Source organism: Lysinibacillus sp. KCTC 33748 (assembly GCF_002237755.1).
In the GTDB taxonomy this organism is placed as follows: Bacteria; Bacillota; Bacilli; order Bacillales_A; family Planococcaceae; genus Lysinibacillus.
The window spans coordinates 133350-155880 of the sequence record NZ_MWSJ01000006.1; the positions used below are offsets into that span (position 1 = coordinate 133350).

Genomic DNA, 22531 nt, shown 5'->3' on the forward strand with positions numbered 1-22531 from the left:
TTTTAAGATGCGTTTAATTAGAAGGTGTATGCTATGATAAATGTACATGAAGGAGGGAGTCACATGATTATAGTTGGATTAACTGGTTGGGGCGATCATCCTTCACTGTATAGTGGAGTGACTGCCTCAAAGGACAAATTATTCGATTATACAGGTCATTTTTTAACGGTAGAGGTAGATACCTCTTTTTATGCCATACCTTCTAAAGAGAATGTTCGGAAATGGTGTGAGGATACACCCGAAAATTTCCGTTTTGTTGTGAAGCTTTATCAAGGAATGACTGGTCATTTACGTGGCGACATACCGTTTGAATCGAAGAATGACATGTTTAATGCCTTTATCGAATGTGCCAATGAATTTAAACGTCATGGGAAGCTAGCGATGGTATTAGCACAATTCCCGCCGTGGTTTGACTGTCAGACTAAAAATGTACAATATTTATTGTATATTAGGCAGCAGCTTAAAAGCTTTGATGTAGCTATTGAGTTTCGCAATCGAACATGGTATGCAGACAATGTAGTGCAGCAAACAATGGACTTTTTACGAGAGCATCAATTCATTCATACGATTTGTGATGAACCGCAGGCTGGTGTAGGCTCAGTACCATTTTATCCTACGGCTACTGCGAAAAAGGCACTTGTACGCATTCATGGACGTAATATTCATGGATGGCGCAATACCGGGAATGCCGAAAACTGGCGGAAAGTTCGCTTTTTATATGATTATAATAGGGAAGAGTTGCAGCAGATGGGACAGCATATAAAACATCTCCAATCAGAAGTGCAGGATCTATATGTATTATTTAATAATAACTCAGGGCTTCATGCCGCTAAAAATGCAAAAGAGTTCCAAGGAATTTTAGCGATTAGTGATGTAGGATTAGCGCCTAAACAATTAAACATGTTTGAAGGGGAACTATAATGGAATTTTTTCTTTTAGTTATTATTGCATTATTATCTGGGGTAATTGGCTCATTGGTTGGGCTTGGCGGAGGAGTTGTCTTAGTTCCAGCGACATTATTCGTCGGGTTAAATCTAGGGATGATTCCAGAGATCACTCCTCAAAAAGTAGTTGGATTATCTGTTGTCATGATGATTTTCACTGGACTTGCTTCTACACTAAGTTATATGAAATCTAAAACAGTAGATTACAAAAGTGGTTGGATTTTTTTTATAGGGAGTATTCCGGGCACAATGCTGGGCGCATGGGTAAATAAGGGGCTAGATTTACCATCATTTAATTTATATTTTGGTATTTTACTTATTATTTTAGCGACGATATTACTTGTACGTGATAAATTGAAACCAGTAGAATGGTTTGTAAAAAACGGTATGCAACGAGAGTTCGAAGATCAAGAAGGAAATACCTATGTATATGGGTATCCAATTTGGTTTGCCATTGTATTAACGTTTTGTATTGGCTTTGCCTCAGGATTATTTGGTATCGGTGGAGGCTCGATGATTGTGCCTGCCATGATTATTTTATTTTTATTCCCACCACATGTAGCAGTAGCAACATCGATGTTCCTAGTATTTTTATCGTCGCTTGTTAATTCAGCGAGTCATATTTATTTAGGAAATGTGCCTTGGCTTTATACGATTCCTGTTATTCCAGGAGCTTATATTGGAGCAAAGCTAGGGGCAGCATTAAATAAAAGAATTAAATCAGATACGCTTGTAGTAGCACTTCGAGTTATTTTATTATTATTAGGAATTCGTTCTATTATCGAGGGATTATTGTAATATTGGGTTCTCACAGGACGTGATGGTTTTAGCCTTCGTTTCTCGATTGCTGATCCCAAAGGAGTCGCCCAGTTGGAACGAAGATTAACTTATATACAAGGAATACTTTTAACAAATGTCATCCATAACTTTTGATGATGAGCCAATATAGATTGGAAGTATCTGTAAATGAACTTTATAATGATATTAAAGTCTGATTATTTAATAGCAATTCTTCTACAGACATAGAAGCTATTTTAAAGAAGAGGTGGCTTAATTGCTGGAAAAAATTCATGTTTTTCATACGAATGATTTGCATAGTCATTTTAAATATTGGCCACGAATGCAAAGTCATGTGAAAGAAATGCGTACAAAGCTTACAAACATGGGAGAGACAAGCTATTTATTTGATGTCGGCGATCATTTAGATCGTTCAAATATTTATACAGAAGCAACAGTTGGCAAGGGCAATGTGAAGTTATTAAATGAAGCGGGCTACGATGTTGTGACAATCGGTAATAATGAAGGTATAACATTGTCCCATGAGGAGCTGTATCATTTATATGATGGAGCAGCTTTTGATGTAGTAGTTGCTAATGTAAATGCTTCACATGGAACAAATCCAGCTTGGATGAAACCGTATGTTGTATTAACAACTGCTTATGGCACAAAGATTGCAGTTATTGCAGCAACGGCTATGTTTGAAATTTATTATAAGGAATTAAACTGGGAGATTGATGAGGCACGAAACTCACTCATTCACTTAGCCTATCAGCTTCGTAAAGAAGTAGATATTATAGTTTGTTTGTCGCATTTAGGGATAACAGAGGATGAGCTTTTAGCTGAGGAATGCCCAGAAATAGATGTTATATTCGGCTCACATACACATCATGTTCTCCCGAATGGAAAGCTGATTAATGGCGTTTTATTAACTGGTGGGGGGAAATTTGGTCAATATACGGGCCATCTTGTGTTAGAATATGACAAAAAAATGAGGAAAATTGTTGAAAAAGAGGATTTCTTAATTCATAATAAAGATTTGCCTACGGTTAAAAATGAACATGAAATCGTTCAGTTTTTAGAAGATGAGGGCAAACGATTACTCGATAAGCCAGTATTCACTACAGAAAAATCGTACAACAAAGAATGGTTCCATTATTCACAATTATCCGATTTATTCGCGCGAGCTATTTTGGAGAAAAGTGGAGCGGATTGTGCGTTATTTAACGCGGGTATTTTTTTAGATGGTTTACCTAAGGGAACAGTGACGGCACTTGATTTGCATAGAATTTTCCCACATCCTATAAATTTATGTACGATTGAATTATCGGTTGCTGAGATGAAAGAAATTTTCCAGCAATCTAAAAATGAAGAATGGCCTTATATTGAGCTTAAAGGATTAGGGTTTAGAGGCGTAATCTTTGGGAAGATGTTAACGTATGGCTTTTCAATGAATGAAGATCGCCAATTACTGATCAATGGGAAGCTTGCAGATAACGATCGAATTTATAAATTAGTCACACTTGATTTATTTACGTTTGGTTATTTTTATCCAAGCTTTAAATATGCTAAGAAAAAATATATTCTACCAGAATTTTTACGAAATATTATGATAGATTATGGGCAAAGATTCTTTAAGCACTAATAGATAAAACGCTTTTAGAATGGATTGGGGAAAAGGTCATGCGGTTAATTTCAATCGATGTATTAAAAGAAGGAATGGTCTTAGCAAGAACCATTTGGAACGAGGCGGGACACCCTCTTTTAAAAAAAGATGTTGTCATTAATGAACGTATCATACAAAGACTTCAACAATTAAATATTCATTATTTGTATATTGACGATAAAATTTCTGAGGGTATTGAAGTAGAGGAAACAGTCCCAACTGTTGTTCGAAATAAAACGATTTCAACCATTAAAAATTCTTTCCAATCAATCGATGGTTTAAGTCCAGTAAATGCCTCTTATGTGCTTGACCAACAATCAAAGGCAATTCTCTCAATTGTAGATGAGTTACTATCGGTAGTTAGTGGCAATGATGAAATTTTAACAATACTAACAGATGCATATTTATTTGATGAATATTTATATCAACACTCCTTTCAAGTCACTCTTTATTCGATTGCGATTGCTAAAGAGCTTGGTTACTCAGCAGAGGATTTACGTATAATTGGAATTGGCGCTTTGTTACATGACATAGGGAAGCTTATGGTACCAAAAGAGATTTTGACAAAACCTGGGCGCCTAACGTTTGACGAGTTTGAAACAATGAAGCAGCATACTCGATATGGGTTTGATTTGTTACGAAATTTACATACCATATCATTGATTGTTGCACATTGTGCCTTCCAACATCACGAACGGATTGATGGGAGTGGCTATCCACGGGGGTTAGTTGATTTTGAAATCCATCCGTTTGCAAAAATTATTGGTGTTGCTGACGTCTTTGATGCAGTGACGACAAGCCGGGTATATCGTGAAAAAATGCTACCTTCTCAGGGCCTAGCAATTGTAGAAGCAGGCTCTGGCACTATATACGATGCACGTGTTGTCAATGCATTGAAAATGTCTGTGGTCCATTATCCTAACGGTGTTATTTTAAAATTATCGGACGGCCGTCGAGGTATCGTATCAAGACAAAATACATTGGATCCAGCAATGCCGTGGATTCGTATTTTTGAGGAGCAAAATCAAATATTAGCAGCTACATATGAAGTTAATTTAGTGGACTACCGAAACGTAATCATTGAAAGTGTTGAAGCGGATTACGTTGTCCCATCGAAAATCGAATAAAAATCTTCTCCTGTTCATACGTTATGGAACAGGAGGAGATTTTTTTGTTTTTCCCTCGAAAAAGGATGAAATTACGATCATATAGTCAGCATGGTAACTATAGCAAAAGGGGAAAAAAACGGTTGAATCGTATACCCCTTTTAATTGTAAGCGTTATTGTTGGTATTTTTTTATTTATCTATTTTCTGAATGAACGGCTTATGCCAACCTACTTAGAATATGCTGAAATACAAACGAATAAGATTGCATCCTATGTTGTAAGTAATGCCACATCAAATGCTTTAGATATTAATGATGTTCTTGTAGAGGTTTCCCCTGGCAACAATTCGGATTTGAAAATTAATACTGAAGTAATTAATCGAGTCCGTGCCGAAACGGTAAAGCAAGTAAAAATGAATTTAGAGCAGGCTGAGGAAGGTGACTTGTCTAACTTACCAAATCTTGATAATGTTGAATATGATTTTAACAAGATAAAAGAAGGCAATGGAGTTGTTTTTTATGTACCTATTAGCCAGGCTGCCAATATTCCTTTACTCGGGAATTTAGGACCTAAAATTCCGGTACGCTTTCACGTAGTTGGAAATGTGCATAGTGAAGTTACTTCTTCAATAACGGAGTATGGTATTAATAGTGCATTTGTTCAGGTAGGAATTCATTTAGAGGTAAATGTACAAATTATTGTCCCTTTTGCTAGTAAAACAGCTACAGTTTCTCAGGATATTCCGGTGGCAATGGGTTTAACAAAGGGGCAAGTGCCAAATGTTTATTCAAGTGGTGATTCAGCAACACAGCCGTCCCTTGAAATACCTGTGCCTTTTAAAGAATAGAAATGTTACTGTGATAGTTGTTGGAGTTCATATATTATGTTACATTGACAACAGTGAAGATAGTTAATAGAAAAAATGCACATTTCTGATAGGGGCGATATCGTATGACATCTTGTAAACCTACAAGTAAAGAGAAAGAAGAATACTTAAGAAAGCCAGATTGGCTAAAAATTAAACTAAACACAAATGATGAATATAAAGGGCTAAAGAAGCTCATGCGAGAAAAAAATCTGCATACTGTATGTGAGGAAGCACGCTGTCCTAATATTCATGAATGCTGGGGTGAACGCCGTACAGCAACAATGATGATTCTTGGATCTGTTTGTACACGTGCTTGCCGTTTCTGTGCTGTTAAAACAGGCTTACCAAATGAATTAGACTTAGCTGAGCCAGAACGCGTAGCAGATTCTGTTGCTATTATGAACTTGAAGCACGTTGTTATTACAATGGTTGCGCGTGATGATTTAAAGGATGGCGGTGCGCAAGTATTAGCTGAAACTGTGCGTGCGATTCGTCGTAAAAGTCCGGCTACATCGGTTGAAGTTTTACCGTCCGATTTAGGTGGCGTGAAAGAAAACCTTCAATTATTAATGGATGCGAAGCCAGATATTTTAAATCATAATATTGAAACCGTACGTCGCTTAACGCCAAGAGTACGTGCTCGTGCAAAATATGAGCGCTCATTAGAGTTTCTACGTTTGGCAAAAGAGATGCAGCCAGACATCCCTACGAAATCATCTTTAATGATAGGCTTAGGTGAAACAGAAGAAGAAATTTTAGAAGTTATGGATGATTTACGAGCAATTGACGTAGATATTATGACAATTGGTCAATACTTACAGCCGACGAAAAAGCATTTAGCTGTTAAAAAGTATTATTCACCAATAGAGTTCGGTAAACTTCGTAAAATCGCAATGGAAAAAGGATTTAAGCATTGTGAAGCAGGCCCACTTGTACGTAGTAGCTATCATGCTGATGAACAAGTAAACGAAGCAACAAAAGAACGTCAATTACAAACAGAACTGTAAAAACAAATGTTGAAATGGAAGGTGGTGTCACTTTGATTACTATTGAAGGATATGAATACGAGCTTATAAAAGATTACCGAGAAGCTTTCGAAGAGGAAGTGTTCCAAGAGCGATACTCGGATATTTTAGCTAGATATGATTATATTGTGGGCGACTGGGGTTATAATCAATTGCGCTTAAAAGGCTTTTTTGACGATAAAAATCAGAAAGCCACTTTCGATACAAAGATTAGTACACTACAAGATTACCTATACGAGTATTGTAATTTTGGCTGTGCCTATTTCGTCTTGCGCAAATCCGGTAAATCTACTCAGCAGCCAGTAGCTGTAGTAAGTGAAGATAGTCAAGTGACAAAGCTTGCTGAGAATGAACAAATAGCAGAATAAACATTTAAAACCTGATGCAATTTGCATCAGGTTTTTACTTTGTAGTGATAGGTTTTTAAAAAATGGTAATAATAAAAGTGAATACAATAAATTGTTTTATTTTTGGCTTTTCTCCCAAGTTGGGTTGGCACTTAATAAAACATATTCAGAATGAGATAAGTTGATTGGAGTGGAGGCTGGGCGACTCCTTGGGGATCAGCAATTGAGGAACGAAGGCTAAAATCATCACATCCTGTGATAACGCCTTCGTGACCAACATAGTGTTGGCCCGAGACCCTGCAGCGAAGCGAAGCGGCTCATCGGACGCCCCCAGGAAGCTCTGCGCGAAAGCGAAGCGTCAGCGGCAAAGCGCCCAGCCGGAACGGAAATCAACCTCACGCTATGGAAATGAGCCTGTATACTTGGCTTTTATAGCAACCTACTTATTTTATATTAAAGGTGTGTGTTGTTTAGATGAAAAAAGCTGTATTTTTGGACCGTGATGGGGTCATCAATGAAGTATTAACGGATCGCGTTAAATTTGTAAACAAACCTAATGAACTTTATTTCCTACCTCATGTTCCGGAAGCAATAAAAAAATTGAATAAATACTTTGACTATATATTTGTAGTAACCAATCAAGGCGGCGTTGGATTGGGATATATGAAAGAAACGAAGCTTCAAAAAATTCATGAGCATATGGTAAAGGAATTGAAAAAAGAAGGTGCCACTATCCATGAAGTCGTCTATTGTCCCCATAAACCAAAGTCTGGCTGTGCGTGCCGTAAACCTAATAGTAAATTAATCGTTGACCTTGGTGAAAAATATAATATAGACTTGGTAAAATCCTACATGGTTGGAGATACGGATACAGATATTATAGCAGGGAAACGAGCAGGAACTAAGGGAGTGTTTTTAGGTGCAAAAGATCCGCTCGCAGATGCGGTTTTTCCAGATTTAATTAGTGCTGCTGATTGGATTATTAAGGATGCAACAGCTTAAAGCTAGTGTTGTTGAGATAGAAAGAAAAAGCGTATAAAACATTTGAAAAAGGATAATTTATTTATTGGAGGTGATTAATTTGACTAAAGAAAATAAAAAATCGTTAGATCGAGAAGAATATGGATTTGGCTTTGATATTAGTGTGGATGATTTAGGAGTAATTGGGCAAAATCAACAAGCCAAAAAACAAAACGACAATGAAAACAAAGACAAGCCTCACAATAAGGATAATCCTGCTACTATAAATAATGAAAAGTAGGGGCACGATACAATACTCCTCAATAAGATTCTTACAAAAGAAATTCCGCCTTCTTTCTGTAGTACAGTGCATAAAGTATATCCTTATGTCTGCAGAAAAGCGGAATTTTTTTTGTATTTAATTCTTAATTGTTTGCATGATCCACCAGCATTTTGTGAGGAGCCTCGAAATTCGTGTTCCATAAACACCATCTAGATTTCAGCTTGTCTTCTCGTGAAACACGCATTTGAATGGTGTTAATTTAATAATTCACGTAAATATTCTCTTAGCTCCACTGTCTCTTCCTCTGTACGATTATAAACATGTTCAAGATAGCCAGGCTCTTCTACATCATCTGGACCGATTATTGCAAAGCGTCCAAATTGGATGTCCATGACAAGCACTTTCCCAAAGAAACGACCCGATTGCAAAATGGCTAAATCATAACGTAACTTTTCCCCAGCAAAACTAACAAAGCGTGTTTTTGTATCTTCTACATCATCATATAAAAAAAAACGTTCCATCTTTTAATCTCCTTCCAGTCCTATAGATATGGTACTATAGAAGAGAAATGACTATCAACTTTTAAAGATTTGAATGGGGGCTTTCCTTGTGTATTTTGTAGATCGTAATAAAATCACAAAAAATTTACAGTACTTAGATGGGCTATTAGCTATTTTAGAGTCAGAAAATAGCTGGCTAGAAAACGATATTAAGGAATTAGCAATCGAGCGAATTGGTCACAATGTGATGGAGTCAATGATGGATGTTGGAAATTTAATGATTGACGGTTTCATTATGCGTGATCCAGGAAGCTATGAGGATATTATTGATATTTTAATCGATGAAAAAGTCGTATCTACTGAAATGGAAGAACCATTAAAAGCAGTAGTTGGCTTACGTAAAATGCTTGTTCGTGAATTTACAGATGTTGATGTTCAGGGAGTTGTGAATGTATTAACAGCTACTTTACCAGCATTAAAACAATTCTCACCAGCTGTGAATAGTTACTTAACAAATGAACTTGGCCCTGTTTCAGCATTTTTACCAGAGGATCATCAATGAAAACCTACAAGGCCTATTGCTTTGATTTAGATGGGACAGTGTACCGTGGGAAGGATGGAATTCCTTCTGCGATAACTTTTATACATCAGTTACAACAAGCTGGAATTGAGCCATTTTACGTAACAAACAATTCTTCTAAGACAAGAGAGCAGCTGCAGGAAGCTTTAAACGCTATTGGTGTGAATGCACCGTTAGATCATATTTACTCTAGTGCATTAGTTACAGCGAAATATGTAGCCTTGAATTTCCCTGGCAAAAAAGTAGCCATGTTAGGTTCTGATGGTATTCGTAAAGCGTTATTTAATGAAGGCATTGAACCTACCGAGGATGAGCCAGAGGTATTTGTTATGGGGATTGATCGAAATCTAGATTATATGGCACTTGCGAAGGCAACGATTGCTGTGCAAAATGGGGCAACGTTTATAGCTACGAATCAAGATATTAAATTCCCAACAGAACATGGATTCCTCCCTGGTAATGGATCATTTGCCCGATTAGTTGGTGAGGTTGCAGACGTTGAGCCACTCTATATCGGTAAACCATCCCCTGCAATGCTTGAAGTCATTGCGACAGAGCATGGCTTTATGAAAGATGAAATGGTGATGATTGGCGATAATTACGACACAGATATTATGTGTGGGATTCGTTTTGGCTGTGACACAATCCATGTAAATACAGGTGTTACACCTTCAAAGGTTGTACTTGAGAAGGAACAGCAACCTACTTATGTGGTTGAAGCATTAATTTAACTTCTTTCATCCGAAGTCTCCCATTTTCTATAGGTGTGAGATGAAATCGGGTTTAAATTTACTTTTCAATTGCTGTCCAAATATCCGTATAAAAAGTTCAAACATAAAAAAAGGATGCTTATGTCGATTTTTTTGGCATAACATCCTTTTTATATGTTCAAATTTAATAGTAAGCGTTTCAACATTATATGAATGAGGTATTAAGCCTTCATTACCATAACGGATTTTCTTCAATAAATTGATAAATGGCATTCGTCAACTCTTCAGGAGAACCAGCTTCAACTAATTCACCATTGACGATTGCATAAAATGATTCTGAACATTTTGTACAGTAACTAAGGCAGCCATATTCCAAAACGTCGATGTTTGGATCGCGTTCTAGTACTTCATATGTTTTTTGAGAGCCATTTGCTAAATTACTTATACAAAATTCAACCATTGGATTCATACGTGTCACCTCACCAAGGTAATGCTACTCGCTTTTAAAACATTCGTCAATAATTTGAGTTGGCCGTGAGATAAAAGGCGATATTCAGTGTTAAAGCTGGATGCATACAAAATGATGACTCGCTACAGTGTTAAACGATCTTTGCAAAAGTGATGAAAGGGATGTAATCATTCAAAAGCCGTTCGAAAAAGGCAAGTTATCATTTATTTTGTGAAATCTTTCACAAAATTGCATTATGATATTGTGAAACTTCTCACAATCGGTTATACTCATTTGTGGATACTTTGTGAACAATTAATATAAGAGATATAAAAGGAGACTATTATGGGAAAATTAGTACTTTTAGGTGGCGGCTACGGCAATATGCGTGTCATGCTTCGACTATTACCAAACCTTCCAATAGACAAAGAAGTTGTGATAGTAGACAGAGCCCCTTTCCATAGTTTAAAAACAGAATTTTACGCATTAGCAGCAGGGACTGCAACAGATAAAGAAATTCGTGTATGCTTCCCGGAGCATGAACGTTTAACGGCTGTATACGGAGAAGTTGTTGAAATTAATCGTGCGGAAAAAGTAGTCATTCTAGAAGATGGACAACATATTGAATATGATGATTTAGTTGTAGGTCTTGGCTGTGAGGATAAATATCATGGTGTACCAGGTGCAGAGGAGTACACATATAGCATTCAGACAATGGCGAAATCACGTTCAACATTCCAAGCACTTTGTGGTTTACCAGCAGGCTCTTCAGTCGGAATTGTAGGAGCGGGCTTAAGTGGTATTGAGCTTGCAAGTGAGCTACGTGAAAGTCGTTCTGATTTAAAAATAAAGCTATTCGACCGTGGTCCACGTATTCTAAAGGACTTCCCAGAAAAGCTAAGTAAATATGTAAAAGACTGGTTCGTAAAGAATGATGTTGAAGTGATTGCCAATTCAAATATTACAAAAATCGAACAAGGTAAAATTTACAATCATGATGAAGAAATTGCACTCGATACTGTAGTATGGACTGCTGGTGTACAGCCAGTCAAAATTGTTCGTGATTTGGAAGTTGAGAAAGATAAACAAGGTCGTCCTCTTGTAACACAATATTTCAATCTTCTTGATGACGAGCATGTATATATTGTAGGTGACTGTGCTGCTTCAGAATTACCTCCAACTGCACAGTTAGCAGAGGAACAAGCAGAACAAATCGTAAAAGTACTTCGCATGCGTTGGAATGGCGAAAACTTACCTGAAAAAATGCCTGATATCAAGTTAAAAGGTTTCATGGGAGCGCTTGGTAAAAAACAAGGCTTTGTTTATTTAGCAGATACAACAGTAACAGGGCGTATCGCACGCTTAATGAAATCAGGACTATTATGGTACTACAAACGTCAAAACGATTAAATTAAAAAGGGATTGCTTCGAAATTTATTTCGAAACAATCCCTTATTTTTCTATCAATCATGCCTCGACATTACTGCCGCTGTCGCTACGCTTTCGCGCACATAAACAATGCGCCCAAAATCGACGTTGTGCTAGGATTAAACAGTTTCATCTGGCGTGAAACCTAGCTTTTCAAGTGCAGTAAATACAGGCTTTAGTTGCACATATCCTTCGCCGACTACTTCATTATTTATAAGGACAAGCGGATAAAAAAATTCATCATCTTGAATGCGTGCAGCATAATCTTGATCGCGCTCATTATCAATTGGTCCTTCAATATCGATATAACGAATATCATATCCTTGGTTTGGATATTTTCGATCTATGGCTGCTTGTAGCCATTCATATGTATCTTTTGAAGATGGTGCATTAACACAGCTAGCGCAAATAACCTCTGTTCCGTAAATTTCAATCTGTGGTTTCGTTTGACTCATAGCATTTCCACTCCTCGTGATTCTATATTGGATTTTTTCTGTTGCTAACATTATAATCATTATAAGGAAAGGAGTCGAGACAAATGGCAGAAGCAACAATTAACGATCAAGTTCAAGAGGTATTAGATAAATTACGCCCATTCTTACTACGTGACGGTGGAGACTGTGAATTAGTAGATGTAGAAGACGGCATTGTAAAATTACGTTTATTAGGTGCATGTGGTAGTTGCCCAAGTTCAACAATCACACTTAAAGCTGGTATCGAACGCGCATTATTAGAAGAAGTACCAGGTATTATTGAAGTAGAGCAAGTATTCTAAAACGACTAAAAAAGTTCTAGCTGATTCATTCACGCTAGAACTTTTTTTCTTATACTTGGCGAGCGTGTTCTTTTTCTTCTCGAATAATTGCCCATTGTTCCTTAGCCATATCAATGATCTTCGCTTCTCCACCAACACTTTGCTTCTCAATGACCTTTGAGAAGAAGCGAGTAGCATTTTCTAAATCACCGATGCGTCGTGATAGTTCAGCGATCATATACATAATTCGTACATCTGACATTTGAGTAGAGCTGTAATCCTCATTTGAATAAGAATCCATATAGTAATCTCGGGCCATTGTCATAAAACGCTGCTCTTGGCCTTCGTTTTTTAGTGAACGATACAGCCATGCAAGACGTAATGTAAGCCCAGCTATAGCAACAAATTTCTCTTTTTTAATCGTACCGCAAAGGAACGCTAATTTATAAGCTTGTATCGCTTGGAATACAGTGCGTTCTCCCTTAAAGTCATGGTGTACCCATTTTTCTGTAATTTGTATGCGAATTTCATCTTGCGTGCCAGGGGCGAAATATTTTGAAAAGTCTTCTGTAAATGAAAAGCCGCAATGCTCACAAACAAATACATTATAATAAAGTGCATTTACACCGTCTGCATAAATAGGATGAAAATCTGTTTCTGTATGATCTACTTTAATGAATTTAGAGCGTACTTTTAATGTTGGAAATTCTTTTTTGCAATGAAGACATTGAATTTTTTTTTCGTAATAAGGTGAAATCTCCATATTTTATACCTCTTTCATCGAGTGATTACAACTATTATACCAATGATTATTTTATAAACATGAATAAAAATTACTATTAATGTGAAAAATATTAGAATTTTTACTAATATCAGCTTTGTCACAATAATGTGAGGTTGATTTCGTTCCTCTATCGCTGATCCCCGAGGAGTCGCCCAGTCGGAACGAAGATTAACTACAAAGCATACGTATTAACAAATGTCATCCTATCTTTTGTTGTTGTGCCAAAAATCCTCTTGGAGCTGAATATTTGTCATACAATAGTCAAAATTGATATGATAATAATTAAGAAGGAAGGTGATTGGGATGACAAGTTTAAAGCAAGTAATTGAAATTACTGAAGCGGCTGTCTTTCATATTAATGAAATGATGGAGCACAATGAAGAGCAAGGTGCGTTTTTACGTGTAGTTGTTAATGGTGGCGGATGCAGTGGCCTATCTTACGGTATGCATTTTGATCAAGAGAAAAAAGAAGATGATTTTGAAGATATACAACATGGTTTAACAATTCTTGTTTCCCGTGAAGATGCGCCGATTATAATGGGGACAAAAATTGACTATAAACAATCGCTAATGGGCGGTGGCTTCACGATCGATAATCCAAATGCTATCGCATCATGTGGCTGTGGTACGTCTTTCAAAACAGCAAAACGTGAAGGTACACCTGAGATTTGTGATTAAAAAGTAAATGTCTAAATGTTGAAGTAGAGTTGTAAATAACAGTAGAAATTGCTGTGTATAAAATTCAAATGTGTAAACACAACCCTAAAATGAGGCATTTAGGATTTGATACCAAGCCTTTTTGATTTGTATGTTGAGAAAACATAACGAATTGAGGAGGCTTTTTAATATGGCTTTAAAAAGAAGAAACGAACAACTAAAGTAAAATGGCAATGGGCAAGGAATATCCATCTATAATAGGTAACAACGAACGCGTACTTTAAAGTAACTCAAAAACATTATGTTTTTTGTAATCATGAATTATTGTGTGGGGTAATAATTCCATCAATTCTTCTTTAGTAGCCCACATAAATTGCTCATGTTCATCCGAGAGAGATATTTCATCATTTTGACATTCGCAAAGAAATGTAAGAAGTACAATTTGTCGTGTTTTATGAGTTAAAAAGGTCGTAGAAAAAAGATGCGTCCTTACGCTAATAGTTAAACCAACCTCTTCAAGAAATTCCCGTTTTAAAGCGACATCAAATGATTCTCCAAACTCTAAAACACCACCAACGCTTTCCCATGTACCTGCCCCTGTTTCATCAAAAGCAGAGCGCTTCACAATTAACATTTTATTATTTTTTATCAAAATACCTTTGACTGCTACTTTTATTTCTTTCATTATGCACCTACTTTAGAACAGTACTAATTCCGCATATTTGATATATTCTTTTAAAAATACAGGTGCTTGAGGGTTGTTAAGTATTTCTTCCGTTGCTAACAAAAATATTTTTTCTACTTCGTCAGGCTGTTTAACAAAAAAATCACCTGATTCATATTCACAAAGGAAAATAACATTAACAACGTTTTCACCTTTATCTGTTACAAATGAAGCGCTATGTATATATTTCAAATTCTCTTTAATCTTAATGCCAATTTCTTTGAAAATTTCTCTTTTCAAAGTTTTTTCTAATATATTTGATGAATTTCCTTCAATCTCTACTTTTCCATCAACAAGCGAAAGTAATCCACTGGCATGTTCTTCTTTTTTATTGCTCTCAATAATGAACCATTTATCATCTTTCCTTATGGCTCCTTCAACATTGACAATAAACAAATCTAACACCCCTTATATATTGCAATTATATATAACTGAAAATTCGGTCTATATAAAAATAACATAGTAAATTGTAATTTGGAAGTTAATTAGCAAATGTATAGTAGAAGAGATTAAGCCTTCCCATAGGATAAAGTGATAAGGTTTAAATCACTTTTCATCGGAGGGAGATTAATTGTTCAACGAGCCTGCAATCGTTTTAGGGCATAACAAAAGGACTCGCAAATCTAAAAATTAATTATAAATGCAAGTCCTCTGAAAGATCAGTTAGTTCAATAATATTTCTTTTTTTCGTTGAGAATGGTAAATCGGCTAATACAAAAATGAATGATATAAATGCTGGTGTAAGTACAATATTGTAAAAATTTATTTCTGATGGTTCTTTTACATAGTAAAAAATAAAGTTGCAACAACTAATTAGAATGAAACTAATTATAATAAAAAAGAACCTCTTTCTTTTATCCTTCTTATTTAGCTTTCTAAAATTTATTATTGTTACGGTTACTATATAAATAATGAATAAAACAAGAAAAATTAAATAATACAATATAAACTTAGCTGCAAATACACTTCCAATATCCTTATACGCAATAAATAATGAAATGATCATACCTACCAAAACAACCATAGATATAATGATTGTAAAAATGCTTTTCTTCAATTAATTGATACCTCGAAATTCTTATGTATTACAATTATTTTCTCAAAAATTTGGAATTCTGTTAACTGGTAAAATAATGTAATGAGTATTACCTAATCATTCGCCACAGGCTATGCTATGTTCATTGATTCACATAAAAAATTCATTCAAATGAATGGTACAGGGGAAGCCTATACAATCAAGAATGATAACAATTTTTTCGGTATTTTAGAAAATGGAGCAGAACCTTTTTATATTTCTTTTTAAATAAAAAATAAGGCCACGATATTTCTAATCGTGGCCCTATTAATGTACCAATATCTCACTGCTAGTGAAGCTGTGTTAATACATAATCATAAATTTCATCTGATGATTTATTAAGAGCTATGGAGAACTCTGAAAAAATGTTCTCTTGTAAAGATTGCAGTAATTTCTCTTCTTGGTTAGGGAATTTTTTTTCGCTAGCACTATATTCAATCTTTTTTCGTAACAATGTGTTTAAAAGGTTTGCTTGTTTTTGGCGATTACCGGATTTAAATATTTCTAGATAAAATCTTGATCGATGAGTGTTTTGTTCAATCCATTCTACACCAGGTGAAGTGAATGAATGTAAAATATTGAGTGCTTCTTCTTTTTTAATAATGTCTCTAAGGTGTTTTTTTGAATTGTCAATAGGGGTACGAATGACTAATTGTGGTTCATTTAGTGGTTGTAAAACGTAATATGTTTTTGTAATGTCGTTAAAGGTTTGTTCACAAATATCTTTAATGGAACAAAGTCCATGTGATGAATAAATGACTACATCGCCAACATTGTACATGTATATTCCCTCCAACAAACTATATTGTCAACTAAGTTGACTAAATTAATTGTAAGCAATTATAAGAATTTTGTCAACTTGATTGACGATTGCTGTTGTTTTTTTGTATATTAGTAACGAAAAATATGGAATGAAGGTGAACCAGTTGAAGGACGAATTGCAGAATCGAGATGTAATTGACTTGTTGAGCGAACGTCACGAACTACTTCGACGACTTGCTGAAGAGAAGTGGAATAAGCATCATAATATTTATATTTCTAACTCTGAATGGTGTATTTTGGGGATAATTTATAAAAAACAATTTATGATTTCAGACGTTGCTAAGGGTGTTGAATTTACAAGACAAGCAACCCATAAATTTATAAAAAGTTTGGAAGCAAAAGGATTAGTGAAGGTTACTGATGTCGAGCATAGTAAAAAACATAAAGCAATTCGTATGACTGATTTTGGTCAAGAATGTTTTGAAAAGAACGAATGTTATAAAGCTGATATTGAACAGCAACTAATTAATACTATAGGAGCAGATCAAGTAAACAATTTAAAAAATATATTAAAGCTTAATTGGAATATGGAGCAATTGGAAGCATAATATTCGTTGATCTAGTCTGTGGTGCTAACGAAGTACCCTGTTTTAGCAAATATACTACACTGCTTTGAAAAAAGTAAAAAAGCCTCTCCGTTATGGAAGAGGCTTTTTTACTTCTTTTAGCAATTTTTTTGGTAGCGAAAGCAAAGCTCAGCGGCAATTACGCCAAGGCGAAATCAAGCACACGTTATGGTGATGGTCCTGTCATTTGTATCGGTGCGGCATATTTATAAAATTGGTGTACGTATGTATTTTATTATCGAGAGTATAGAGTAACCGAAAAATTCTGAATAAATACTTCTAAATATAGAAAATAGGCCGTTATAATAGTGATATAGAGGTGAAGGATATGAGAAAAGATAGAGGAAAAGTTTGGTTGGGCGTTGCGGGGGTAACCGTAAATGAGATAGGGCAATGGCTAGTTGTCAAAAAGGCCTATAGCGGATTAAAGGGAAGATGGTCGTTGCCGGCTGGTTTTGTCAATGCTGGTGAAACGGTAGATGAGGCTGTTGTTCGTGAATTAAAAGAAGAAACGGGTATTGATTGCTATGTATCAGGCTTAATTGGTTTTCGAACGGGTGTGATTCGTGGTGACATTAGTGATAATATGGCGATATTTTATTGTCGGATGAAAGATGAGCAACAGAAGATTTGTCTTCAGGAAAAAGAATTATTAGAGGCGAAATGGATGTTTCCAAAGGAGCTAGCTCAAGATGAGATGACATCAGTGATGTTAAAAGAAATGGCATCTAACCAATTTGAAAAGCACCAATTAGAGGGGATAGAAGGTATAAATCCAGGAGATGTCTTTGGTTATTCCTCTTATAAATTGTTCTTTAAAAAATAGAGTGACAGGGGAGGGGACCTATGATGGAACTATTTTTATTTATGTTAGAGCGAGTAGGACTAATCATTGTGTTTGCCTTTTTAATGTCAAGGTGGCGCCTCTTTCGGGGCATGCTATTTCAGGATCAAGGGGTTCAGGAAAAAGTTTGGCTCATTATTATTTTTAGTGCTCTAAGTATAGTGAGCAGCTATACAGGGATAAAAATCGAAGGTGGTACTATTTATCCTTTAAATCAAATGATACATAGCACTATAAATGCGGAGGAGGCAATTGCGAATACGAGGCTAATTGGCGTAGCAATTGCGGGTATTTTTGGTGGGCCACTTGTTGGCGTTAGTGTGGGGATTATTGCAGGGATTCATCGTATTACCCTTGGCGGTTTTACAGCGGTTGCCTGTGGTGTTTCTACTATACTAGCAGGATTCATCACAGGTGGTTTAAGTAGGCAATTAAAAATACGTCAAACCTTCTCCTATAAAAAGGCTGTTATGATCGGAATTTGTGCAGAAACTTTACAAATGATTGTTATTTTAATAATAGCAAAGCCTTTTGGACAAGCTTTGCAATTAGTTTCTTTAATCGCTCTACCAATGATTATTATGAATGCCCTTGGGATTTTAATATTTTTCATTATTATTAAAACGTTTATTGATGAGGAAGAACGTACAAAAGCATTACAAACACATCAAGCATTTTCAATTGCGCAACAAACAATCGAACATTTTCGTAAAGGGTTAAATGAAGAATCATGCCGAACGGTTGCGGAGATTATTAAAAGAGAAATTAAGGTTGAAGCAGTCGCGATTACAGATACAAATGGAATATTAGCACATGTAGGAGTAGGTGAGGATCATCACGTCATTCATCAAGAAATAATAACAGCTTTAACGAAGCGAGTGTTAGTAGAAGGACGTATTATTACAGCGACGTCCGCAAAAGAAATCAATTGTCCACATGAAGATTGTCCGCTAAGTGCTGCGATTGTCTTACCATTAAAAGTACAGCATAAGACGGTAGGTACCTTAAAGCTATATTTTATTAATGTTTCTTCATTGACTGGGGTGAAAAAGGAGCTAGCTGAAGGTCTCAGTCGACTATTTTCCTCGCAGCTTGAATATGCTGAAATTGAGCAGCAAAGAAAGTTATTAAAGGATGCCGAGATTAAAGCGCTACAAGCACAGGTTCATCCTCATTTCTTATTTAATAGTCTCAATACTATTTCAAGTCTGATCCGAACGGATGCTGATGAGGCTAGAGCTTTATTGATAAAGCTTAGTACGTTTTTCAGAAGTAATTTGCAGGGAGCCCGACAAATGCTGATTCCGTTAAAAAATGAAATTGACCATGTAGAGGCTTATTTGTCGATTGAACAAAAAAGATTTCCAAACCGCTATGATGTGAAGTTTCACTTGGATGAATCACTGTTTGATGTACAAATCCCCCCATTTACCTTACAGCCACTTGTTGAAAATGCCATTTATCATGCCTTTAAAAATCGTAAGGAAGGCAAGATTGACGTTAAGGTGCAGCGAATCAATAATAAGTTATTACTATTAACAGAGGATAATGGCTGCGGGATGAGAAATGAGCAGGTTAAACAGCTTGGCAAAATGATCATGCAATCCGAACAAGGTACCGGGACAGCCTTATGGAATATTTATCAGCGCATCCATGAAATTTATGGAACTGATGCAGATTTTTACATTTCAAGTACGTTGGATGTTGGCACGAAAATTATGATACAGCTGCCATTAAAAGCCACAAGATGGGAGTAGAGAAATGTTAAATATCTATATTGTAGATGATGAACCGTTAGCAAGGGCTGAATTGCGATTTTTATTGGAGCAAACAAAGTTAGTTCAGATCATTGGTGAATCGGAGGATCTGGAGGAAATACTGTTGGATCCACAGTTTGAGCAGATCGATTGTGTGTTTTTAGATATACAGCTAGGCGTAAACAATGGCCTTGAATTGGCAAAACAGCTGCAACTAAGTATACGTAAACCTGAAATTATTTTTGCTACTGCTTATGATGAATATGCATTGCAAGCATTCGAAGTGAATGCCTTTGATTATATTTTGAAACCATTTGAGCCAGAGCGTGTACAAAGTGCTGTTGAAAAGCTGGTGGCTAAAAGAAGAACAACACAGGTTAAGACGATGGAAACATTAAAGGATATGCAATTGGACAAGCTTGATAAATTAACAGTTTATGTGAATGATCGGATTTTACTTATTAAAATTCAGGAAATTTTATATTGTACATCTGAAGAAAGTAAGACAATTGTTGTCACGGAGAAAGGGAGATATTTTGCTTCAGAGTCATTAGCAGCTTTGGAGAATAAACTTACTTTAAAAGGCTTTGTGCGGGTCCATCGGGCATTTATCGTCAATTTAGAGCATATTGAAGAGCTCGAGCCATGGAGCAGCTCAAAATACAATTTGATTTTGCATAATAGGCATTCGATTCCTGTCAGCAGGCTTTATATGAAAGATGTACGAAAGATATTTCAGCTATCAAAATAACTGCATTTCAACAGTAGAAAACACCCTTTCAACTTGGAATTCTTACATTTTGGTGAATTTTATGAATAATTGGTCAATTCGTTTGCTATGATGTGAAAAAAGTAAAAGGAGTGATAAAATGAATGCTATTACAATTGTGATAGGTTCTATTTGTGTACTGATGATTAGCTATCGTTTGTATGGCATATTTTTCACAAAGAGGGTACTTAAGATAAAAGATGATACGCCCACCCCAGCACACGCTATGGAGGATGGTAAAGACTATGTTCCGACGAATAAATGGGTGACATTTGGGCATCACTTTGCTGCAATCGCAGCAGCTGGACCGTTAGTCGGACCTATTTTAGCTGCACAATTTGGCTATTTGCCTGGGCTCCTTTGGCTGTTAATTGGTGCGGTAATCGGTGGTGCGGTACATGATGCAGTAGTGTTATTCGCTTCAATGCGCCATGGTGGAAAGTCTTTATCTGAGGTCATGAAGAAGGAATTAGGACCTATTGCAGGATTCTGTACAGGCCTTGCCATGCTTTTCATTATTACAATTACAATGGCCGGGCTATCGATGGTTGTCCTTGGTGCGTTAGAGCGAAATCCATGGGGAACTTTTGCGGTAGGGATTACCATTCCAATAGCGATGCTTGTTGGTATTGCTTACCGTAAAACAGGAAATTTAATAGTTACATCGACAGTTGGCTTTATTTTGTTGATGATTGGTGTATTTCTTGGACCGATGATTCAAGGAACAGTATTTGGCGATTTTTTAACGTTTGACCGTGATACTTTAGCTATTATTTTACCGATTTATGCATTCTTTGCAGCGGCATTACCTGTTTGGCTCTTATTAGCGCCGCGTGATTATTTAAGTAGTTTCATGAAAATTGGTGTATTTATTGCTTTAATCATCGGGGTCTTTTTCGTTAACCCAGTTATTCAATTCCCGCCAATTACGGAGTTTATTCATGGTGGTGGTCCAGTAATTGCTGGACCAGTATGGCCATTCGTCTCTATCACAATTGCCTGTGGGGCTATTTCTGGCTTCCATGCTTTTGTAGGCTCTGGGACAACGCCGAAAATGATTGATCGCTGGGAAGATATTCGCATCGTCGGTTTTGGTGCGATGCTCGTAGAATCTTTAGTAGGTGTAATGGCTTTAATTGCAGCAACAGCCCTTCATCCTGCAGATTATTTTGCGATTAATTCAGCCCCAGCAGTCTTTGCTACATTAGGAATGGAGCCTGTTCATTTACATGCTTTAGCTGAAAGTATTGGGATGGATTTAGAAGGACGTACAGGAGGAGCAGTAACGCTTGCAGTTGGGATGACTGATATTTTCACAGGGATTCCTTGGTTTGCTGAACTATCTTCTTATTTCTATCAATTCGTGATCATGTTTGAAGCGGTCTTTATTTTAACGGCTATTGATGCTGGGACGCGTGTAGCGCGCTATTTAATCCAAGATTTTGGCGGCAATGTATACAAGCCACTGAAGCGTACAAATTGGATTCCGGGTACAATCTTTGCAAGTGCACTTGCATGCTTCATGTGGGGCTATTTATTGTATTCAGGAGATATTAGTTCAATTTGGGTATTATTCGGTGTCTCGAATCAGTTGATGGCAACAATCGGTTTAGTATGTGGTGTAACAATCGTATTAAAAGTTGCAGATAAGCGAATCTATGCCTTAACATGCTTTATCCCATTAGCCTATTTATATGTCACTGTAAATGTAGCAGGCTTTTGGATGATTAAAAATGTGTATTGGAATACAGCGGCGGCTGGTTACAATATGTTAAATGGTATATTGTCTGTCATTATGTTAATGTTAGGCTTTATCATTGTTATTGCTGCCATTAAAAAATGGGCAGAGCTTTGGAAGTCACCAAAGTTTTTATTATCACAAACAGCTTCATAATGAAAAGCGAGAAACTATTGAAAATTGGTTGTATACTAGTTTTCAATAGTTTTTTTATTGGCTAATCATCAAGAGTTATGGATGACATATGTTAATTTTATGCCACATATAAGCGGATCTTCGTTACGACTGGGCGACTCCTTGGGGATTAGCGGCTCAACGGACGCCCCCCGGCAAAGCGCCCAGTCGGAACGGAAATCAACTACACGTTATGGTGATGATTCCTAAATATGACGAACAAG

General features: G+C 36.3%; 27 protein-coding genes. 20 read left to right on the top strand and 7 right to left on the bottom strand.

The window, feature by feature from the left end; translation table 11 throughout:
• The first annotated feature begins 63 nt into the window (after positions 1-63).
• From B1B04_RS10880 to B1B04_RS10920, 9 genes are all read left to right on the top strand, one after another.
• Positions 64-921, top strand: coding sequence for a DUF72 domain-containing protein (locus tag B1B04_RS10880; protein ID WP_079561488.1), 858 nt, complete (start codon positions 64-66; stop codon positions 919-921).
• A complete protein-coding gene (locus B1B04_RS10885) occupies positions 921-1742 on the top strand; it encodes a sulfite exporter TauE/SafE family protein (protein ID WP_079561489.1) in 822 nt (273 codons plus the stop codon). Before B1B04_RS10880 ends, B1B04_RS10885 begins: the two co-directional genes overlap by 1 nt.
• A 256-nt stretch (positions 1743-1998) precedes the next feature.
• On the top strand, positions 1999-3366 hold the full coding sequence (locus tag B1B04_RS10890) for a bifunctional metallophosphatase/5'-nucleotidase (protein ID WP_079561490.1): 1368 nt from the start codon (positions 1999-2001) through the stop codon (positions 3364-3366).
• Between the two features lie 38 nt (positions 3367-3404).
• Positions 3405-4514 (top strand): HD-GYP domain-containing protein, encoded by a 1110-nt coding sequence (locus tag B1B04_RS10895; protein ID WP_079561491.1) that lies wholly within the window; start codon positions 3405-3407, stop codon positions 4512-4514.
• A gap of 23 nt (positions 4515-4537) precedes the next feature.
• Positions 4538-5341, top strand: a complete 804-nt coding sequence (gene yunB, locus B1B04_RS10900) for a sporulation protein YunB (protein WP_079561492.1) — start codon at positions 4538-4540, stop codon at positions 5339-5341.
• Between the two features lie 104 nt (positions 5342-5445).
• The gene (lipA, locus tag B1B04_RS10905; RefSeq protein ID WP_079561493.1) at positions 5446-6369 is read left to right on the top strand and encodes a lipoyl synthase; all 924 of its coding nucleotides are present in this window, start codon (positions 5446-5448) and stop codon (positions 6367-6369) included.
• A gap of 32 nt (positions 6370-6401) precedes the next feature.
• Positions 6402-6755 (top strand): YutD family protein, encoded by a 354-nt coding sequence (locus tag B1B04_RS10910; RefSeq protein ID WP_079561494.1) that lies wholly within the window; start codon positions 6402-6404, stop codon positions 6753-6755.
• Positions 6756-7208: 453 nt separating this feature from the next.
• Positions 7209-7736: a D-glycero-alpha-D-manno-heptose-1,7-bisphosphate 7-phosphatase gene (locus tag B1B04_RS10915; protein WP_079561495.1), complete on the top strand. Its 528-nt coding sequence runs from the start codon at positions 7209-7211 to the stop codon at positions 7734-7736.
• A gap of 64 nt (positions 7737-7800) precedes the next feature.
• The gene (locus tag B1B04_RS10920; protein WP_079561496.1) at positions 7801-7995 is read left to right on the top strand and encodes a hypothetical protein; all 195 of its coding nucleotides are present in this window, start codon (positions 7801-7803) and stop codon (positions 7993-7995) included.
• 236 nt (positions 7996-8231) lie between these two features.
• On the opposite strand, the gene B1B04_RS10925 is transcribed toward B1B04_RS10920, so the two are convergent.
• Positions 8232-8498 carry a DUF3055 domain-containing protein gene (locus B1B04_RS10925; RefSeq protein WP_079561497.1) on the bottom strand — a complete coding sequence of 89 codons (267 nt, stop codon included), beginning with the start codon at positions 8496-8498 and terminating at the stop codon, positions 8232-8234.
• 88 nt (positions 8499-8586) lie between these two features.
• Between B1B04_RS10925 and B1B04_RS10930 the strand changes: the two genes are divergently transcribed.
• Together B1B04_RS10930 and B1B04_RS10935 are read left to right on the top strand one after the other, a co-directional pair.
• Positions 8587-9039 (top strand): DUF86 domain-containing protein, encoded by a 453-nt coding sequence (locus B1B04_RS10930; RefSeq protein ID WP_079561498.1) that lies wholly within the window; start codon positions 8587-8589, stop codon positions 9037-9039.
• Positions 9036-9788, top strand: a complete 753-nt coding sequence (locus tag B1B04_RS10935) for a TIGR01457 family HAD-type hydrolase (protein WP_079561499.1) — start codon at positions 9036-9038, stop codon at positions 9786-9788. The genes B1B04_RS10930 and B1B04_RS10935 overlap by 4 nt, the downstream gene beginning before the upstream one ends.
• 211 nt (positions 9789-9999) lie before the next feature.
• On the opposite strand, the gene B1B04_RS10940 is transcribed toward B1B04_RS10935, so the two are convergent.
• A complete protein-coding gene (locus B1B04_RS10940; RefSeq protein WP_079561500.1) occupies positions 10000-10236 on the bottom strand; it encodes a YuzB family protein in 237 nt (78 codons plus the stop codon).
• Between the two features lie 324 nt (positions 10237-10560).
• Here B1B04_RS10940 and B1B04_RS10945 point away from each other — a divergent pair, with 324 nt between their 5' ends.
• Positions 10561-11625, top strand: a complete 1065-nt coding sequence (locus B1B04_RS10945) for an NAD(P)/FAD-dependent oxidoreductase (RefSeq protein ID WP_079561501.1) — start codon at positions 10561-10563, stop codon at positions 11623-11625.
• Between the two features lie 137 nt (positions 11626-11762).
• Here B1B04_RS10945 and B1B04_RS10950 read toward each other — a convergent pair whose 3' ends face one another.
• Positions 11763-12098 (bottom strand): YuzD family protein, encoded by a 336-nt coding sequence (locus tag B1B04_RS10950; protein WP_079561502.1) that lies wholly within the window; start codon positions 12096-12098, stop codon positions 11763-11765.
• 83 nt (positions 12099-12181) lie between these two features.
• Here B1B04_RS10950 and B1B04_RS10955 point away from each other — a divergent pair, with 83 nt between their 5' ends.
• The gene (locus B1B04_RS10955; RefSeq protein ID WP_010857481.1) at positions 12182-12418 is read left to right on the top strand and encodes a NifU family protein; all 237 of its coding nucleotides are present in this window, start codon (positions 12182-12184) and stop codon (positions 12416-12418) included.
• 49 nt (positions 12419-12467) lie between these two features.
• Here the strand turns inward: B1B04_RS10955 and B1B04_RS10960 are convergent, their stop codons facing one another.
• Positions 12468-13160: a DUF2225 domain-containing protein gene (locus B1B04_RS10960; protein WP_079561503.1), complete on the bottom strand. Its 693-nt coding sequence runs from the start codon at positions 13158-13160 to the stop codon at positions 12468-12470.
• A gap of 324 nt (positions 13161-13484) precedes the next feature.
• Between B1B04_RS10960 and B1B04_RS10965 the strand changes: the two genes are divergently transcribed.
• Entirely contained in the window at positions 13485-13859 is a 375-nt protein-coding gene (locus B1B04_RS10965) for a HesB/IscA family protein (protein ID WP_079561504.1), read from the top strand.
• 259 nt (positions 13860-14118) lie between these two features.
• Here B1B04_RS10965 and B1B04_RS10970 read toward each other — a convergent pair whose 3' ends face one another.
• The 3 genes from B1B04_RS10970 to B1B04_RS10985 form a co-directional block, all read right to left on the bottom strand.
• Entirely contained in the window at positions 14119-14523 is a 405-nt protein-coding gene (locus B1B04_RS10970) for an NUDIX hydrolase (RefSeq protein ID WP_079561505.1), read from the bottom strand.
• A gap of 12 nt (positions 14524-14535) precedes the next feature.
• Complete coding sequence (locus tag B1B04_RS10975; RefSeq protein WP_079561506.1) at positions 14536-14958, bottom strand: NUDIX domain-containing protein; 423 nt, start codon at positions 14956-14958, stop codon at positions 14536-14538.
• Positions 14959-15926: 968 nt separating this feature from the next.
• Positions 15927-16418 carry a CarD family transcriptional regulator gene (locus B1B04_RS10985; RefSeq protein WP_079561508.1) on the bottom strand — a complete coding sequence of 164 codons (492 nt, stop codon included), beginning with the start codon at positions 16416-16418 and terminating at the stop codon, positions 15927-15929.
• A 136-nt stretch (positions 16419-16554) separates the two neighbouring features.
• Between B1B04_RS10985 and B1B04_RS10990 the strand changes: the two genes are divergently transcribed.
• The 6 genes from B1B04_RS10990 (at position 16555) to B1B04_RS11010 (ending at position 22289) form a co-directional block, all read left to right on the top strand.
• Positions 16555-17007 (top strand): MarR family winged helix-turn-helix transcriptional regulator, encoded by a 453-nt coding sequence (locus B1B04_RS10990; protein WP_346426990.1) that lies wholly within the window; start codon positions 16555-16557, stop codon positions 17005-17007.
• A 92-nt stretch (positions 17008-17099) separates the two neighbouring features.
• A complete protein-coding gene (locus B1B04_RS25655) occupies positions 17100-17237 on the top strand; it encodes a hypothetical protein (RefSeq protein ID WP_170938962.1) in 138 nt (45 codons plus the stop codon).
• A 116-nt stretch (positions 17238-17353) separates the two neighbouring features.
• Positions 17354-17851: an NUDIX hydrolase gene (locus tag B1B04_RS10995; protein ID WP_079561509.1), complete on the top strand. Its 498-nt coding sequence runs from the start codon at positions 17354-17356 to the stop codon at positions 17849-17851.
• 23 nt (positions 17852-17874) lie between these two features.
• The gene (locus B1B04_RS11000; protein ID WP_079561510.1) at positions 17875-19626 is read left to right on the top strand and encodes a sensor histidine kinase; all 1752 of its coding nucleotides are present in this window, start codon (positions 17875-17877) and stop codon (positions 19624-19626) included.
• Positions 19627-19630: 4 nt separating this feature from the next.
• Complete coding sequence (locus tag B1B04_RS11005; protein WP_079561511.1) at positions 19631-20377, top strand: LytR/AlgR family response regulator transcription factor; 747 nt, start codon at positions 19631-19633, stop codon at positions 20375-20377.
• A gap of 118 nt (positions 20378-20495) precedes the next feature.
• Positions 20496-22289, top strand: a complete 1794-nt coding sequence (locus tag B1B04_RS11010) for a carbon starvation CstA family protein (protein WP_079561512.1) — start codon at positions 20496-20498, stop codon at positions 22287-22289.
• Positions 22290-22531 lie beyond the last annotated feature (242 nt).